At 71.1% G+C, this 15,752-nt stretch carries 16 protein-coding genes; 8 read left to right on the top strand and 8 right to left on the bottom strand.

Translation table 11 applies throughout. The features are described 5' to 3' along the window. Nucleotides 1–98: 98 nt before the first annotated feature. Complete coding sequence (locus OG866_RS39275) at nt 99–1,055, bottom strand: SCO0930 family lipoprotein (protein ID WP_329342232.1); 957 nt, start codon at nt 1,053–1,055, stop codon at nt 99–101. A 223-nt stretch (nt 1,056–1,278) separates the two neighbouring features. On the opposite strand from OG866_RS39275, the gene OG866_RS39270 reads away from it, so the two are divergent. The 3 genes from OG866_RS39270 (at nt 1,279) to OG866_RS39260 (ending at nt 3,411) form a co-directional block, all read left to right on the top strand. Continuing rightward, entirely contained in the window at nt 1,279–1,869 is a 591-nt protein-coding gene (locus OG866_RS39270; protein ID WP_329342230.1) for a hypothetical protein, read from the top strand. A gap of 16 nt (nt 1,870–1,885) precedes the next feature. Continuing rightward, nucleotides 1,886–2,650, top strand: a complete 765-nt coding sequence (locus OG866_RS39265; RefSeq protein ID WP_329342229.1) for a bestrophin-like domain — start codon at nt 1,886–1,888, stop codon at nt 2,648–2,650. 221 nt (nt 2,651–2,871) lie between these two features. Further along, nucleotides 2,872–3,411: a hypothetical protein gene (locus tag OG866_RS39260; RefSeq protein WP_329342228.1), complete on the top strand. Its 540-nt coding sequence runs from the start codon at nt 2,872–2,874 to the stop codon at nt 3,409–3,411. Nucleotides 3,412–3,519: 108 nt separating this feature from the next. On the opposite strand, the gene OG866_RS39255 is transcribed toward OG866_RS39260, so the two are convergent. Next, nucleotides 3,520–4,005 (bottom strand): hypothetical protein, encoded by a 486-nt coding sequence (locus OG866_RS39255; protein WP_329342226.1) that lies wholly within the window; start codon nt 4,003–4,005, stop codon nt 3,520–3,522. 333 nt (nt 4,006–4,338) lie between these two features. Between OG866_RS39255 and OG866_RS39250 the strand changes: the two genes are divergently transcribed. Next, nucleotides 4,339–5,007, top strand: a complete 669-nt coding sequence (locus OG866_RS39250) for a class F sortase (RefSeq protein WP_329342225.1) — start codon at nt 4,339–4,341, stop codon at nt 5,005–5,007. Nucleotides 5,008–5,040: 33 nt separating this feature from the next. On the opposite strand, the gene OG866_RS39245 is transcribed toward OG866_RS39250, so the two are convergent. Beyond that, entirely contained in the window at nt 5,041–5,889 is an 849-nt protein-coding gene (locus tag OG866_RS39245) for a polysaccharide deacetylase family protein (RefSeq protein WP_329342223.1), read from the bottom strand. A gap of 89 nt (nt 5,890–5,978) precedes the next feature. After that, entirely contained in the window at nt 5,979–9,245 is a 3,267-nt protein-coding gene (lysX, locus tag OG866_RS39240) for a bifunctional lysylphosphatidylglycerol synthetase/lysine--tRNA ligase LysX (protein WP_329342222.1), read from the bottom strand. 89 nt (nt 9,246–9,334) lie between these two features. Between lysX and OG866_RS39235 the strand changes: the two genes are divergently transcribed. After that, a complete protein-coding gene (locus tag OG866_RS39235; RefSeq protein ID WP_329342220.1) occupies nt 9,335–9,796 on the top strand; it encodes a universal stress protein in 462 nt (153 codons plus the stop codon). Between the two features lie 15 nt (nt 9,797–9,811). On the opposite strand, the gene OG866_RS39230 is transcribed toward OG866_RS39235, so the two are convergent. Beyond that, nucleotides 9,812–11,551, bottom strand: a complete 1,740-nt coding sequence (locus OG866_RS39230) for a RyR domain-containing protein (RefSeq protein ID WP_329342218.1) — start codon at nt 11,549–11,551, stop codon at nt 9,812–9,814. Nucleotides 11,552–11,694: 143 nt separating this feature from the next. Next, a complete protein-coding gene (locus OG866_RS39225; protein ID WP_329342217.1) occupies nt 11,695–12,513 on the bottom strand; it encodes an alpha/beta fold hydrolase in 819 nt (272 codons plus the stop codon). A 72-nt stretch (nt 12,514–12,585) separates the two neighbouring features. Here OG866_RS39225 and OG866_RS39220 point away from each other — a divergent pair, with 72 nt between their 5' ends. Then, the gene (locus OG866_RS39220) at nt 12,586–13,059 is read left to right on the top strand and encodes a MarR family winged helix-turn-helix transcriptional regulator (protein ID WP_329342216.1); all 474 of its coding nucleotides are present in this window, start codon (nt 12,586–12,588) and stop codon (nt 13,057–13,059) included. 1 nt (nt 13,060) lies between these two features. Here OG866_RS39220 and OG866_RS39215 read toward each other — a convergent pair whose 3' ends face one another. Both OG866_RS39215 and OG866_RS39210 read right to left on the bottom strand, forming a co-directional pair. Beyond that, the gene (locus OG866_RS39215; protein WP_329342213.1) at nt 13,061–14,227 is read right to left on the bottom strand and encodes a CapA family protein; all 1,167 of its coding nucleotides are present in this window, start codon (nt 14,225–14,227) and stop codon (nt 13,061–13,063) included. Nucleotides 14,228–14,251: 24 nt separating this feature from the next. Then, the gene (locus tag OG866_RS39210) at nt 14,252–14,509 is read right to left on the bottom strand and encodes a hypothetical protein (RefSeq protein WP_329342212.1); all 258 of its coding nucleotides are present in this window, start codon (nt 14,507–14,509) and stop codon (nt 14,252–14,254) included. 6 nt (nt 14,510–14,515) lie between these two features. On the opposite strand from OG866_RS39210, the gene OG866_RS39205 reads away from it, so the two are divergent. Beyond that, nucleotides 14,516–15,061, top strand: coding sequence for a sigma-70 family RNA polymerase sigma factor (locus OG866_RS39205; RefSeq protein WP_329342211.1), 546 nt, complete (start codon nt 14,516–14,518; stop codon nt 15,059–15,061). Nucleotides 15,062–15,197: 136 nt separating this feature from the next. Next, nucleotides 15,198–15,713, top strand: a complete 516-nt coding sequence (locus OG866_RS39200) for a hypothetical protein (protein ID WP_329342209.1) — start codon at nt 15,198–15,200, stop codon at nt 15,711–15,713. Nucleotides 15,714–15,752: the final 39 nt, after the last annotated feature.

The raw sequence follows: 15,752 nt of genomic DNA, 5'->3' as shown, positions 1-15,752 counted from the left end.
TGCCATAGAAGCGGTGAATCACGGCAAACCGGTCCGCCCCCCGCGCGTGGTGCGCAGGGGGCGGAGGGGTGACGTTCGGGTCGGCCGGGGGGCGGCCCCTACTGCTTCGGCGCGCCGACCGGCTTTCCGTCGGGTGCGACGGCGTACCACGTGCCGCCGACGCCCTGACCGTTGGTGTCGCCCGGCTCCTTGTCCTGGGCGAAGGTGTAGATGGGCCAGCAGTTGATGGTCTGCTGCTTGACCCCGTCGGGCCGGGTGAAGCTCATCAGGCCCTTCTTCACGACGCCCTTGGTGTCGTTGGTCTCGACGGGCCCGACGGCCGGCCACTTCTCCAGGCAGGCTCCGGTGCACCTCGAGATCGGGTCGGGCCAGGCGGTGTCCTTCAGGAAGCGGTAGACCGTCATGCCGTTCTTGTCGACGACGATCTCGCCCAGGTTCGGGTCCTCACGGGTGGACAGTCCGGGCAGCGAGGCCAGCGTGGCCTTCTTGCCGGTGGGGGCGAGCGCGTACCACTTGCCGCCCACGCCCTGGCCGTTGACGTCGCCCGCGTTGACGTCCTTCGCGTAGCGGTACGCCGGCCAGCCGCCGATCGTCAGCTGCTTGCTGCCGTCGGTGCGGGTGACCTCGCCGAGCAGCGACTTGTCGATGCCCTCGCCGGCCGTGGCGTCGTCGGCCGGCACCGGGGGCCAGGTCGACGCGCAGTCGCCGTCACAGTTGGACTTCGGCGGCTCGGCCGTGTCCGTGTCGAAGCGGTAGAGGGTGAGGCCGGCGTTGTCCGTCAGCACCTTGCCGAGCTCCGGGTTGGTGACGACGGCCAGCTTGCCCGCGGAGGCGGCCTTCGACGCGGGGCTGCTGGCCGAGGGGCTCGCGCCGGTCCCGTTGCCGTAGCCGGAGCCGACGCCGGCGCCCGCGTTGCCGTAGTCGCCGGCCGCGGCGGTCGCGCCCACGTTCTGACTGCTCGCGGACGGGGCTGCTTCCTGGCCGCACGCCGTCGTCAGCGCCAGCACCGCCGCAGCGCTCGCCACGAGCGATGCACTCCGCCAGGAGGTCTTCATCGTCAACTCCCCATATTGGTACGGGTGTTGCAGCGCCGTATGCGCCGCCGCACGGTCATGAGTACGGACGGAAGTGGCTGGTGTGTTCAACCGGGGCACAGATTTCTTTTCGGAAGCTGTGACACGGGTGAACTCAAACCCCGAAACGGCCCGCTCACTCCTTCGGGGCAATCCCCCGCCACCAGGGCGCACCGAAGCGCGTTCTGGGTTCATGATCTGCGTCGTGCATCGACCCGAACCGACCCAATACGCCCCTGCCATACGGGTGTTGACCGCCCTGGCGTTGGCATGGCTGTGCGTCGGCGTACCGGCAGGCACCGCGCGGGCCGACGCCTGCGCCTCCGCGTCGACCGGTCCGGACGGCACGGTCGCGGTGGCGGTCGCCGGAAGCCTGACCTGGCCGACCCCTCCGGCGTGCCCCACACCCACTCCCCCGCCGCCTCCGCCGTGCCCCACACCCACGCCCACCCCCACACCGCCGCCGAAACCGACGCCGACGCCGACGCCGACGCCGACCAAGGCGAGTCCCACCCCGAAGCCCCCACCGAAGCCGACCCCACCGCCCCCGGCCCCGCAGCCGGCGGCCCCCGCACCGCGTCCGACCCCCACCCCCACCCCGCCCCCGAAGCCCACGCCCGAGCCGTCACCGAAGCCGACCCCCCGCCCGTCCGCGACCCCGTCCCCGGTGAGCTATCCGGCGTACCACGCGCCCGTCTCCCGGCGGTCCCCGCACCACGGCACCTCACCGCTCACCTTCGTCCTGCTCATCGCCGTGCCCGCGATCGCCGCCGTCGCGGCGCTGCGTCCGCGCTGATCTTTGGAGGCTTTCCTTGCCGGAATGGCTTGTTCTCACCCTCGCGATGCTGGCCGCCTGTGCCGTGGTGGTCGTCATCGTCGTCGTCCGCCATGGCGCGGCCTCCGAAGACGAGGACCCCGACGAGACCCCGGACGTCATCGAGTACATGACGATGTGGATCGGTGTGGTGTACGCCATCGTCCTGGGCCTGGCCATCGCGGGGGTGTGGGAGGGGCGCAGCGCGGCCCAGGACCACGTCCAGGCGGAGGCCGTCGCCCTGCACGAGGTCTCGGAGCGCGTCCGGGTCTATCCGGCCGACACCCGTGACCGCATTCGGGAGGATGTCAACGCCTATGTCGGACACGTCGTGAACACGGAGTGGCAGACGATGGCCGACAAGGGCGAGGTCACCGAGCGCGGCACCCAGCTGCTGGAGAAGCTCCGCCAGGACGTCACCGACTACGAGCCGGCGAACGACTTCGAGGCGCAGGCCTACCAGCCGCTCGTCGACCAGGTGGCCGCGGCCGACGCGGCGCGCACCTCCCGGACCAACGCGATGGGGGCGACGATGCCGGGGGTGGTGTGGTTCGGGCTGGTCGCCGGGGCCGTCATCACCATCGGCATGGTCCTGGCCCTCCAGATCCGCAGAACGCCACGTGAGCTGATCCTCGCCGGGCTGTTCTCCGCCCTGATCGCGTTCCTGCTCTTCCTGATCTGGGACTTCGACGCGCCCTACAGCCGGGGCATCACGGCGTCGGCGGAACCGTTCCTGAACCTGTTCCCGAGCATCAGGGGCTGACAGGTCCTCACCCGCCGGGCACCCGGAGGGGACGCCGCTGCGCGCGGCCACGCGCCGCCACGCCGTCGGTGTCCCCCGAGCGGCCCACAACCGTGACCCATTCGCCCGACAGCGTTCGCGCACATGTGCGTACCTTCCTAGCGTTCCGATCATCGAGGTGCATTTCCGGCACAACGCGGAAAAGGTCCGCGGCTGCTCCTCGGGGACCCGGAGGACTCACCATGCGCGCGATACGCGTAGCTTCGGCCGCACTGCTGGGCGTAGGCGCCCTCGCTTTCTCCGCTCCGGCCGCCGTGGCGGCCGTCGACGGCAACATCACGCCGTTCGGCTTCAGCGTCATGCCCTCCACGATCGCCGCGGGCGGCCAGGTCACCCTGCAACTGGACCGGGACAGCGGCGGCTGCACCGGGTCCGCGACCGTCAGCTCGGGGGTGTTCGACACGATCACCATCCCGGGCAACCGGTCGTCGGCGACAGCCGTGGTCGACTGGGACGCCAAACCGGGCGCGGTCTACAAGGTGACGTTCTCCTGCAACGGCGTGAGCGGCTCGACGGAACTGACCATCGCCACCGGCCGCACCACCCCGACGACCCCGATCAGCCCGACGCTGTACCCCGACCGCGGGGTGCACGCCGGTGAGGGTGGCAGTGTCGCCGGTTTCGACCTCAAGGAGATCGGTCTGGGCGCCGCGCTCATCGCCGGCTCGGTCGGGGCGGCGTACCACTTCTCCCGGCGCCGCACCGGCGACGACGGCGCCTGACCCCACCGCGTCCCACCGCACAGACCGTCGCCCCGGACCTTGGAAGAGGTTCCGGGGCGAAGGCCTTTCACGTGCGATCAGGGACGGACCGTCTCCGAAGAGGCGGGATCAGATCCGCTTCTCGGACCTGCGGCGCATCCAGAACACCCCGCCGCCGATGACGGCGGCGGCGACGAGTCCACCGCCGATGGCCATGTCGGTCGGAGTGGCCCCCGTGGAGTTGCTGCCGCCGAGACCGCCGCGGACGGCGCCGATGACGGTGAAGGCGTTCGGGTTCGTCATGACCCCGTTGCGGCAGGTGACCGTGATGCTGTGCGTTCCCTGTCGGGCGTTGTCGTCGACCCTGGCAGTGCCGGTGGCCAGGCCGCCGGTCCCCGAGGTCAGGGTGACCGTCGGGAAGGCGTCGGAGCTCGCGGTCGCAGGCGTGGAGCAGTTGTTGACGGTGATGGTCAGTTGCCCGCCGCGGGCGATGGCGCTCGGCAGGGCGGTGACGTTGGACGGGGTGTTCATGCCGTCGGCGACGGCGGCGGGGGCGGCGAGGCCCAGGGCGGCGACCGCGGCGGCAGAGGCCGCCAGGGCACGAGTGGTACGCATGTGATCCTCCGCGGAAGACGCCCCCGGGAACGGTCCCCGGTGGATCGGCGAGAAAGCGCCTCCCAGAAAGACCCTCAGATGCCGTGCGCGCGGGCGCATTTCGGCGATGGTCCGTCCTGGTGAGCGGACACGCCGGGCGAAAAGCTCACCATCACACATACTCGCAGGTCACGGACCGTCAGAAAATTCCTGTGAGCGTCAACTCGGATGGCGCACCCCCACGCCTGGCGGCCACCCGTTCGCCTTTGCCCCGTCGCCGGTTTCGTGCCCGGCATTTAGCGTGCTCGTATGCGCGAATGACGTGGCGACGGCCGCGTCGAGAGGGGAAGTCGAATGTCTGCGTCCGAGCTGGCCGAGCTGGCCGAAGAGGAGGAGCAGCGGAAACGGCGCGCTCCTTGGGGCGTGATAGCGCTTGTTCTGCTGACCGGCCTCGCTCTCATTCGGAATGGTTCGGGAGAGTTCGACGTGGGTCCGCCGCAGCCGGCGACGGCGGCTGCGGCGGACAGTCGTGTTCCCGGCACCTTCTCCGGGTCGGCGGCACCGCTGTCGTTCTCCGAACCCGAGCGGGTGCGGATCCCGGCGATCCAGGTGGACGCGCCGGTCATGCCGGTCGGCCTCGACACCGAGGGCTGGGTGGGCGCGCCGCCGCCGGAGGACCCGAACCTGGCCGGCTGGTTCACCGGCGCCGTCTCGCCCGGCGAGAAGGGCACGGCCGTCGTCGTGGGTCATGTCGACAACAAGATGGGGCCCGCCGTGTTCTACGGACTCGGGGCCCTGAAGAAGGGAAATCGCGTCGAGGTGCGGCGCAAGGACGGAAAGACGGCGGTGTTCGAGATCTACGGCATCGAGGTCTTCGAGAAGAACAACTTCCCTGGCGACCGTGTCTACGGTTCCAAGGGCACCCCCGAATTGCGGGTCATCACCTGCGGGGGCGGTTTCTCGAAACAGAGCGGTTACGCCGGGAACGTCGTCACCTTCGCCCGCCTGGTCGAGGTCCGCTGAGCGAACCCCGACCGGGCGGGCCGGAATTCCGGCCTATGTGTAGTGCCGTCTCGGGACGGTGACGTGATATCCGGAGTCGAGGAGCCGCGGCAGGTAGTCGCGCAGCGCCCGGACACTCTGGGAGCGGTCGCCCCCGGCGTCGTGCGAGAGCACCACGACGCCGGGGGCGGCGCCGTTCTCGACCCGCCGCTCGATGGTGGTCGCGCCCGGGGTGGTCCAGTCGAGGGTGTCGACGGTCCAGGCGAGGGGTTCCATGCCGAGTTCGGAGCCGAGCTGGAAGGCGGCGCGGTTCCAGGCGCCGTAGGGCGCGCGGAACCACTGGGGGCGTTCGCCGTAGGCCTCTTCGATGACGTCGCTGGTGCGTTCCATCTCGGAGCGGATGCGGCCACGGCTGAGGCGGGTCAGCAGCGGGTGGGACCAGGTGTGGTTGCCGACGATGTGTCCCTCGTCGGACATGCGCTCCAGCAGGTCCTTGTTGTCGACGGCCATCTCGCCGCACACGAAGAACATCGCGCGGACGTCGTACTCGGCGAGGGTGTCCAGGATGGCGGGGGTGTAGCGGGGGTCCGGGCCGTCGTCGAAGGTCAGCACCATGGTGCGACCGCGCCCGTGCACGCGCAGCAGCGGTTCGCGGCGCACCGGGGTCCGGCCGGGGGCGGCGCGGGGCGCGCCGTATCCGGTCAGGGGCTGGAGCCGGTAGGCGGAGGGTTTGAGGGGGCGGCGGGCCGGGGGGCCCGCGGCGGGGAGCGGGGGCTTGACCGGGTCCTCGCCGCCGAGTGCCGCGAACAGCCCGGCGGTGCCGGCCGCCCCGACGGCGGCGGCACCGGCGAGCAGGGCCCGGCGTCGCGTGAGCAGCCGGGTGAGCAACTGATCCTTCGTCATGACTCATCAGTCGCCCGAACGACGGCCGACGCACCAGGACAGCACCGGTGCGGCGGCAGGAAAGCACCCGCCCGGCCTATGACGGGCCGTCAGTGGCGGCGTACGAGCGGGAAGGGGAGGGTTTCCCGGATCGTGCGCCCCGTGAGGAACATGACCAGCCGGTCGACGCCGATGCCGAGCCCGCCGGTGGGCGGCATGGCGTACTCCAGGGCGTCGAGGAAGTCCTCGTCGAGTTCCATGGCCTCCGGGTCTCCCCCGGCGGCGAGCAGCGACTGCGCGGTGAGGCGGCGGCGCTGTTCGACGGGGTCGGTGAGTTCGGAGTAGGCGGTGCCGAGTTCGGTGCCGAAGGCGACGAGGTCCCAGCGTTCGGCGAGCCGTGGGTCGACCCGGTGCTGGCGGGTGAGCGGGGAGACGTCGGTCGGGAAGTCCTTGTAGAAGGTGGGCAGCTGGGTCTTCTCCTCGACGAGGCGTTCGTACATTTCGAGGACGACGTCACCGCGGCCGTCGTCGGGGGTGTACGGCACCGAGGCGCGGTCGCACAGCCGGTGCAGCCGGGCGAGCTCGGTGTCGACGGTGACCTCCTCCCCCAGCGCCTCGGAGATCGCGCCGTGGACCGTCTTCACCGGCCAGTTCCCGGAGATGTCGTACTCGGTGCCGTCCTTGCGGGCGATCGGTGTGCCGAACGCGGCGATCGCGGCGCCCTGGATCAGCTCGCGGGTGAGGTCGAGCATCACGTCGTAGTCGGCGAAGGCCTGGTAGGCCTCCAGCATCGTGAACTCGGGGTTGTGCTTGTAGGAGACGCCCTCGTTGCGGAAGGTGCGGCCCATCTCGAAGACCTTCTCCAGGCCGCCGACGCAGAGCCGTTTGAGGTACAGCTCGGGGGCGATGCGCAGATAGAGGTCGAGGTCGTAGGCGTTGATGTGGGTGGTGAAGGGGCGGGCGTTGGCGCCGCCGTGGATCTGCTGGAGCATCGGCGTCTCGACCTCCAGGTAGCCGCGCTCCAGGAGGCCCTGGCGCAGGGCCTGTACGGCGGTGGAGCGGGCGCGGACGACGTCGCGGGCCTCGGGGCTGGCGACGAGGTCGAGGTAGCGCATGCGGACCTTGGCCTCGGGGTCGGTGAGGCCGCGGCGTTTGTCGGGCAGGGGGCGCAGACACTTGCCGACGAGTTGCCAGGAGGTGACGAAGACGGTCGGCTCGCCCTTGTCACTGAGCCCGGCCGTGCCGGTGGCGGTGATGTGGTCGCCGATGTCGGTGTGCGACCGGAAGCGGTCCACGCCGTCGTGGGTGAGCGCCAGTTGGTGGTCGCCGGACCAGTCGCGCAGCGTGACGAAGACGATGCCGCCGAAGTCCCGCACCCGCATGATCCGCCCCGCGACGGTGACCCGTTCACCGTCGCGGACCTCCGCGAGGGCGTGTGTGCGGGCGGGGATTCCCACCGGATAGGGGTCGATGCCCTCGGTCCTGAGCCGGGCCAGGGTGCGATGGCGGATGCGGGCCTGTTCGGACAGGCCCGCATCCGGCGCGGCGGTCCCGGTCTCGTCCCCTCCGGCGAGGCCGAGCGCCGACAGCGACGGCAGACCTTCCGTGGTGGCCGGCCGCGGCCCGGCCTTCGGGTGCCCCTTTCCCCAGAGTTTGCGCAGCGACGGTACGGAGACGAAGCCCTCGGCGATTCCGGAGGCGAGGCCGATGCGGGCGAGGGCGCCGGTGTCGCCGTAGCAGATGAAGCGGGGGTACCACTCGGGCTGGTACTTGGCGTTGGAGCGGTACAGGGCCTCCAGTTGCCACCACCTGGAGAAGAAGAGGAGGAGCCGGCGCCAGAGTCTGAGGACCGGTCCGGCGCCGATACGGGCGCCCTCCTCGAAGGCCGAGCGGAAGACGGCGAAGTTGAGGGAGATCCGGCGGACGCCCAGTTTCGGTGCGGCCGCGCAGAGTTCGGCGACCATGAACTCCATGACGCCGTTGGGGGCGCTGCGGTCACGGCGCATCAGGTCAAGGGAGACGCCGTCGCCGCCCCAGGGCACGAAGGAGAGCAGGGCGAGCAGCTTGCCGTCCTCGCCGAGGGCTTCCACGAGGAGGCAGTTTCCGTCGGCCGGGTCGCCGAGGCGGTCCAGGGCCATGGAGAAGCCGCGTTCGGTCTCGGTGTCGCGCCAGGCGTCGGCCTTGTCGACGATCTCTTCCATCTCGGTGTCGGTGAGGGCCAAGTGGCGGCGGATGCGGCAGTGGGCGCCGGTGCGGCGTACGCGATGGACGGCCTGCCGGGTGACGCGCATGTCGCGGCCGTTCAGGTCGAAGCCGGCCACGTTGAGGATGGCTTCGTCGCCGAGTTGGAGGGCGCCGAGTCCGGCGCGGGCGAAGGCCTTGGCGCCGTCCTCGGAGGCGCCCATCGCGGCGGGCGCCCAGCCGTGCCGGCGGGCCGCGTCGAGCCAGGCGGCGATGGCGTGCGGCCAGGCCTCGCGATCGCCGACGGGGTCGCCGCTGGCGAGACAGACGCCGGCCTCGACGCGGTAGGTGACGGCGGCCTTGCCGCTGGTGGAGAAGACGACGGCCTTGTCGCGGCGGGTGGCGAAGTAGCCGAGGGAGTCGCGGTCGCCGTAGGCCTTGAGGAGGGCGCGGATGCGTGCCTCCTCGTCGCCGTGCAGGGCGGCTTCCATGCGCTGGGAGCGGAAGAGGGTGGCGGCGGCGTTGAGCAGCGCGAGGGCGCCGAAGAGGCCGAGCAGGAAGAACAGGGCGCGTGGCGGGGAGCCGTCGAAGGAGCGGCCGGAGACCAGGCCGCCGCAGACCCGGTTGGCCGCCCAGAGCAGCCGTTGGCCGCGCGGCAGGGTGCCGGGGAACAGTTCGACCAGGCCCCAGCCCACGAGGATGCCGAGGACCAGGCCCAGGGCCAGCACCCCGACGGCCCGGCGCACGGCGCCGCGTCGGGAGTCGGCGTAGAACTCGCCGCGGGCGACGACGAGCAGGGCCAGGGCGAGGCAGCACACCACCAGGGACGGGATGGAGTCGGCGTACAGGCCGACCACCACGCCCAGCGCGTCGACGAGCACCAGCAGGCCGAGGTAGACGACCACCAGCCACCAGGCGACCCGTTTGCGGGCTGCGGTCGCGCCGGCGAGGAGGAAGAGGAAGACGGCGTAGGCGAGGTTGGCGCTGACCGGGACGATGAGGACGTCGAGGAAGCGCACGACGGGACGCAGCGGTCCGCGCAGCGGCGGGATGAAGGCCAGCAGCAGACAGAGCAGTCCCAGGGCGCCGAAGAAGGCGGCGAAGCCTTCGGGCACCCTGCTGAGGAGGCCGCTGCCGGGCCGTCGTATCGGGCTCTTGCTGTCCTTCGCCGGGGCGGCCTCGACGGTGGCACTCATGTTCCGACTGTAGGAACTGCCCGCCGACCTCGCCCGTCGGGAGGTCCCGCGTGCGGGTGGGACCTGCGCTTTCCGATAGCCTCCGTGCCGTGACGGAACAGCACTCGCACCAGTTCGAGCGGGGCACGGACGGCCCGAAGGTCATCGTCGTGGGAGTGGACGGCTCCGATTCCTCCCTCAGAGCGGCCGCATATGCCGGTGGCCTGGCCCGCCGCCAGCGCGCCCTCCTCGCCGTCGTCTATGTGCAGCCGGTGATGGCGGCGGGAGCCGCCATGGGCGCCCCGGTCGCCGAGACGACCGACGAGATCGCCGAGGACCTGGTCGCCCAGATCAGGGAGGCCACCGAGCGCACGAAGGGGATATTCGATGTGCGCTGGGAGTTCCACACCTTCCGCGGCGATCCGTACGGCGGCCTGGTGAAGGCGGCGGACGAACTCAAGGCGGACGCGGTGGTGGTGGGGGCCTCGGAGCAGGCCGGGCATCGGATCGTGGGCTCGGTGGCGGTGCGGCTGGTGAAGGCGGGGCGGTGGCCGGTGACGGTGGTGCCCTGAGGTGGGCCGCCGCCCTCATGGGCCTCCGGGAGCCAGCCGGATGATCTGGAAACCGGCGGTGGCGAGGACGACCGGCAGGGCGCGTACGGCCTCGCGGTCCTTCTCGCGTGCGGGCTCCGTGAGCTCGTCCCAGTCCTTCATGTCGGGGTGAGTCCTCGCGTCGTCGTCGCGGTCCGGACCGTATACGACGCCTTCCGCGCGACGTGCCCGCAGCCAGCGCCTGTGCTCCATGCGGGCGAGCCGTTCGACCTCGGTTTCCTCCAGTACGAAGGGGGGCGCGGGGTCCAGGCGGGGAGCGATCGCGCAGTCCAGGGCTCGCAGTTTCTCGCCGATGGCCAGGACCGCCTGCCGGTTGTCCTCCTGTTTCCGGGCGGGCAGCCGGTCCCACGGAACCACGGACGCGTTGGTCTCCTCCGATTCCCCTCGCCGGGTGCGGGCCGCCCATTCGTAGTGCTCGTGCAGGACCCGTGCGAGGTGTTCCACCAGGTCGTCCCCGAGGAGATCGGGACGGCAGGCGGCGTCCAGGACGCCGAAGGTGCTCAGCCGCCCGTCCAGGTCGTCCAGCAGGGCGGAGTCGTCGTGGCCGAGGGACACCCCGAAGGGACCGTGCTCCCGTAACTGGAGGACGAGGCCGCCGGGCGGAACGCGCCATGCCTCGAAGGCCGACAGCGCTATGGACAGGGACGTGTCGTCGGAGGGGCCGGCGATGTAGACGCGCAGGCCCTGCGAACCCGTCGCGGACAGCAGGGCGTTGACCGCCGAGCCGGTCTCCTCGATGTCCTTCGGCTCGATCCGGCAGACCTCCGGGAGGAACTCGTACTGGTCGCTCAGGCGGCTGAGTGCTGCCGTGGCCGAGGCGCCGGCCCAGGTGATCGGCAGCAGGCCCGTGCCGGGGCGCAGCCGCCAGCGGCGGGCAAGTTCGACGAGCAGGGCACGGGCGAACGGGGAGACGCCGACGATCAGACAGTGCGGCGGCGGGGTGGCCGCGTCATGCTCCTCGATCCGTTCCGTCGCGGCGAGTCGCCGTGCCGCGAGCATGTCCACGTTGAAGAAGTCGAGGCGTACCCGTCCCCGTGACGCGCCCATGAGGTGGCGGGCCTGGAGGGCGCTGCACAGGTTTTGGTCGCCGATCGCGGCGTGGACGTGGAGGGAGCGGGCGGGGTCCTGGACCAGTTCGCGGACCGTCGCGGCGATCAGGACGTTGTCCCCGCTGTCGTCCGCGCAGGCGTAGACGGCGCTCGCCCTGGCCACGCCCGCCGCCCGGAGCGCCTCAAGGCTGCTGGGATCGCCGACCACGGACAGGACTCCGTCGTCGTCGGCCCCGACGGCGGACACGGCCACCACGGTCCGGCCCGCCTCGCGCAGCCGGGCCGTGAGCATCTGCGCCGTGTTCCCGGCACCACAGACCACGCTGTGGCCCTCCAGCCGGGCCAGCCGCAGTCGGCGGAGTTCGTCGGCGCCCAGCAGCCGGACCGCCTCGACGAGGGCCGAGAGGGTGGCGAGCGGCGCGAGGAAGCGGGCCACTTCCAGGGCCCAGGGCAGGGACCCGGCCCCGTTCAGGGGGTCGGCGTCGAGGACGAACAACTGGCAGGAGTAATAGAGCAGATCGAAGAAGCCGTGCCCGAACTCCGGGTGCCCCTCGAGATAGGTGCGGAATCCGAACCAGCCCAGCACCATCCCCGCCGCGGCGAGGGCGATGGAGACGAACTGCAGAGCCGTGAACCGGCGAACGAGCAGGCTTCGTTGCGTGGTCATGCCCCACCCCGTGCGTCAGCGTGACACCGACCCCCCTGCTGACAGCGGCGCCACGAGGCACTCATGGTCGAGCCCTGGGCGCGGGGCGTCAATCCCCTTTCCGGACTGGACTGTTGAGCGACGAGGCGGCGGCGCGTGTGGCCCTACAGGTCGCGCAGGAAGTCCAGCAGGAGGGCGTTGAACTCCTCGGGCTTCTCCAGGTTGGGGAAGTGCGCGGCGCCTTCCACGAGGACCGAGCGGCCGTCTCGGGCGGTGTGGGCGTAGAGCTCGGCGTCGGCGATCAGGTCCGGTGAGTCCAGGGCGCCGTTGACCATGAGGACCGGGACGTCGATCTTCGGTACGCGCGGCCAGGTGTCGGTCATGGGGACGTGCCAGTCGCGTTCGCCCGGTGTGTGCTTGGCGATGGTGTGCAGTGCCATCTCGCGCAGCCGGTCCAGGATGGCCGGTTCGATGTCGTCCGCGGTACGGAACGGGCCCGCCATGGCGCGCAGGAACACCTTGAGCCAGGCTTCGATGTCGCCGGAGTGCAGGGTGTGGGCCGACTCGGCGACGATCTCGCGGGTCTTCTCGTAGGTGTAGCGGAAGTCGCTGACCGAGGCCCCGCTCAGCACGATCCCGCGGACCAGTTCCGGGTACTCGATCGCGGTGTCGCCGGCGATGGCACCGCCCATCGACACCCCGGCGAGGACCGCCGGGCCCGCGTCGAGGTGCCTGAGGAGGAGGGCGAGGTCGTCGGCCCAGCGGAAGGACTCGCTCGCGTTGGCGGACCAGCCGTGACCGCGGACGTCCGGGGCGACCACCCGGTAGCCGGCGGCGACCAGGGACGGTGTCTGGTCCTCGAAGAGCCGGTGGTCGACGTAGCCGGAGTGGAGGAGGACCACGAGCTCGCCGCTGCCGCTGTCGCGGTAGGCGAGGTCGCCGTCGGTGGACGGGAAGTAGCTCAGTTCCGAGGTGACTGTCATGACAACCAAGGTGTCATCTTCTGGCGACTTTGACAACCCGGTTGTCATGATGGACGGGTGCATGATGGCCCCGTGAACGACAACGACGCCCCGCTGCCCCCCGACGAACTCGGCGACCGCGTCTCCGAGGTCTTCGACCTGATCGGCGCGCTCTACCGGCGTGGCCTGCGCAAGCTCGAACAGGCCGAGAAGGAGGAGGGGGTCTCCGTCGGCGTGCGCTCCGTCCTCGTCCTGCTGCGTCGCTACGGGCCCATGACCGTGCCTCAGATGGCCCGGATCATGGCGCTGACCCGGCAGTTCGTGCAGCGCATGGTCAACGACGCGGCGGCCGGGGACTGGGTCGAGGCCATGCCGAACCCCGCGCATCAGCGGTCCTCGCTGATCCGGATCACGGCCGGGGGCGAGGCGGTGATCGACGCGATCCTCGCGCGCGAACACGCCCTGAACCGGCAGGTCGGCGGGGAGCTGACCGATGCCGAGCTGCGGGCGTGCCGGCGCGTCCTCAAGGAGATGCTGCGGACGTTCGACGAGGTGGACGTCGACTGACCTATTTCCCCATGACCAGACCGTCCTTCGCCGCACCCCGGCTCAGCACCACGTCCCGGATGCGGTCGCGCACGCCGGCCAGTTCGGCGCCCTCCGCGATCGCCTGGTTGAGGTTCACCACCCGCCCGGCGTCGATGTCGAACAGCTGCGGAACGAACTCGGCCTTCCGCACCTCCCAGCGGCCCCCCGGTCTCGCGGGCGGGGCGAAGGTGAAGCGGCCGATCGTGGACTGGTTGCCGCGCGGGTCCTGGGCGCCCTCGTAGTTGAACATCTCGCCGGCGATCTGGTCGCCCATGCCGTAGATCACCCAGGTGCCGTTGACCTTCTCGTACGCCTGCGGGATGTGGGCGTGGGTGCCGAGGATCAGGTCGATGTCGGGGCGGTCGCCGGTGCGGGCGGCGGTGAGCGAGCCGGCCAGGGTGAGCTGGCGGTCGTCGGGGGCGTCCTGCCATTCCGTGCCCCAGTGCATGGAGACCACGACGACGTCGGCGCCCGCCTTCCGGGCGGCCCGGGCATCGCCGATGATCCTGTTCTCGTCGATGAGATTGACGGCCCACGGCTGACCGGCGGGCAGCGGGTAGCCGTTGGTGTCGTAGGTGTAGGAGAGGTGGGCGACCTTCGCGGCGCCCGCGCGCAGGATCGTGACGGTGCGCGCCTCGCCCTCGGTGCGGGCGGTTCCGGCGTGCCGTACGCCCTCGCGGTCGAGGGCGTCGAGGGTGCGGCGGATCCCGTCGGCGCCGTCGTCGAGGCTGTGGTTGGAGGCGGTGGAGCAGCCGTCATAGCCGGTGGCGGCGAGCCCCTCGGCGACTTCGGGCGGGGACTTGAAGGCGGGATAGCCGGTGTAGTCGCCGTTCGCCCCGTAGACGGTCTCCATATGACACAGCGCCAGATCGGCGCGGGAGACGACCGGTCGGATCCCGGAGAGCATCGGGCGGAAGTCGTGGCCGACGCCGCCCGCGTCGAACTGGGCGCGGTCGATGATGGAGCTGTGCGGGAGGACGTCGCCGGAGGCGACGAGCGTGAACCCGCGGGCGGTGTCGGCGGACGGGGCCGGGCGACCGCTGCGGGCGGGTCGGTCGGGTTTCTCGTGGTCCTGGGCCTGACAGGCGGCGCCCGCGGCCAGGAGTGCGGTCATGGCCAGGGCCACTTGGCGACTGCGTGCAATCATCAGCTCACCCCACTGTGATCATATTTACGCACAAATAGGTACGAAGATGAACACGGCCGCAAACGGATCGGGCACCTTCATTCGCCCGATGGGCGCGGCATTCGCCCGATGGCCACGGCGGAGGGAACCGTCGAGCGAGCGGAACGAACCCTTGAGCAAGGCGGGACGAACTGTTGAGCGAGGCGGAACGAACCGTTCGTCGTACCGTTCGCCGACGCGATCGACCGCCCGCCGCAGATCCGCGCGCACGCCCTGTCCCTCACCCACGCCCTGCGATGCCATACGGCCATGACGGCCGGAACCACGCTCACGAACGGGACGACCGCCGAGCACGAGCTCGCCGCGCTACAGCGGGAGCACGGCCGGCCTCTCTTCGCGCTGCTTCTCCGGCTGTGCGACGGGGACCGGCAGCGGGCCGAGGATCTCGTCCAGGAGACCCTCGTACGGGCCTGGCAGCACCCCGAGGCGCTGCGCGCCGACGACTTCGACTCCGTACGGCCCTGGCTGCTGACCGTGGGACGGCGGCTGGCGATCGACGCGCGGCGGGCCCGGCAGGCGCGGCCCGCGGAGGTCGGGGACGCGATCCTGGAGAACGCGCGAGTGTGCGCCGATCACGCCGAGCGGGCCGCCGCGACCCTCGATGTGCGCGAGGCTGTGAAGACACTCACTCCGGAGCACCGTGAAGTCCTGGTGCTCGTGTACTTCCAGGGGGCGAGTGTGGCGGAAGCCGCGCAAACCCTCGGCATTCCTCCCGGTACCGTGAAGTCCCGCGCGTACTACGCGCTGCGCGCCCTGCGCCGGGTCCTTCCGGGTTACGCGGCCGACCTGCGATGAAACTCATGGTGAAGCAAAGCCTTCGCAAAGCGCCTTGCTGAGGACCATGGTTGAGTAATCGGCTGTCTTCATCCGTGTTCCCGACTGGGAGCCCGGCGACGGGCGACGCGCACGCACCGGAGGAAGGCAGGAAGGGATGCTGCACAGAGGTCAAGAGAGCACGGACGGCGCCGGTGGCGGTGAACTCACCGTTCCCATGGCCTGGTTGTACGCCGAGTACATCGCCGACGAGCTGCTGCGGACCGGCGATCTCATGCCGCCGACGTCCTTCGAGTTCCGCGCCGGGCGCGACGCCCTGGCGCTGACCATCTTCCTGTCCGACACCGACGGGGAGCTGTCCGGCATCCGGGTCGTCTCCCAGCTGGAGACCTGGCTGTCGCTGACGGCGTACGACCAGCCCTGGCAGGACTGGGTCCGTGACCGCATGGCGCGGCTCACCGCCGAGGCCGTCGACACCGGCGGGCCCGCGCCCGACCTGGACCTCGCGGAGGCGGCCTGGCGCTGGCTCCAGGAGACCGAGCTCCTCGCCCCCGACCTCAACGCGGTGCCGGGCGGCGGACCGGTGATCGGCGAGGACGAGGGGCCGAAGGTGTGGACACCGGCCTGGCAGCTCGGGCTGCCGCTGGGGCACCTCGCCATCCACCTCTTCTAGCCTCCCCGGCCCGCGCAGGCCCGGTCCCGGACTTTTTTC

The sequence above is a fragment of the Streptomyces sp. NBC_00663 genome, from assembly GCF_036226885.1.
Classification (GTDB): Bacteria; Actinomycetota; Actinomycetes; order Streptomycetales; family Streptomycetaceae; genus Streptomyces.
This window is presented reverse-complemented; position numbering and strand designations above follow the sequence as displayed.

Bases quoted from the DNA above. Each gene is read 5' to 3' on its own strand.
- lysX (WP_329342222.1), bottom strand. From the start codon at position 9,245: ATGAGTGCCACCGTCGAGGCCGCCCCGGCGAAGGACAGCAAGAGCCCG.
- OG866_RS39215 (WP_329342213.1), bottom strand. From the start codon at position 14,227: ATGATTGCACGCAGTCGCCAAGTGGCCCTGGCCATGACCGCACTCCTG.
- OG866_RS39230 (WP_329342218.1), bottom strand. From the start codon at position 11,551: ATGACCACGCAACGAAGCCTGCTCGTTCGCCGGTTCACGGCTCTGCAG.
- OG866_RS39260 (WP_329342228.1), top strand. From the start codon at position 2,872: ATGCGCGCGATACGCGTAGCTTCGGCCGCACTGCTGGGCGTAGGCGCC.
- OG866_RS39255 (WP_329342226.1), bottom strand. From the start codon at position 4,005: ATGCGTACCACTCGTGCCCTGGCGGCCTCTGCCGCCGCGGTCGCCGCC.
- OG866_RS39250 (WP_329342225.1), top strand. From the start codon at position 4,339: ATGTCTGCGTCCGAGCTGGCCGAGCTGGCCGAAGAGGAGGAGCAGCGG.
- OG866_RS39225 (WP_329342217.1), bottom strand. From the start codon at position 12,513: ATGACAGTCACCTCGGAACTGAGCTACTTCCCGTCCACCGACGGCGAC.
- OG866_RS39275 (WP_329342232.1), bottom strand. From the start codon at position 1,055: ATGAAGACCTCCTGGCGGAGTGCATCGCTCGTGGCGAGCGCTGCGGCG.
- OG866_RS39200 (WP_329342209.1), top strand. From the start codon at position 15,198: ATGCTGCACAGAGGTCAAGAGAGCACGGACGGCGCCGGTGGCGGTGAA.
- OG866_RS39210 (WP_329342212.1), bottom strand. From the start codon at position 14,509: ATGGCATCGCAGGGCGTGGGTGAGGGACAGGGCGTGCGCGCGGATCTG.
- OG866_RS39205 (WP_329342211.1), top strand. From the start codon at position 14,516: ATGACGGCCGGAACCACGCTCACGAACGGGACGACCGCCGAGCACGAG.
- OG866_RS39245 (WP_329342223.1), bottom strand. From the start codon at position 5,889: ATGACGAAGGATCAGTTGCTCACCCGGCTGCTCACGCGACGCCGGGCC.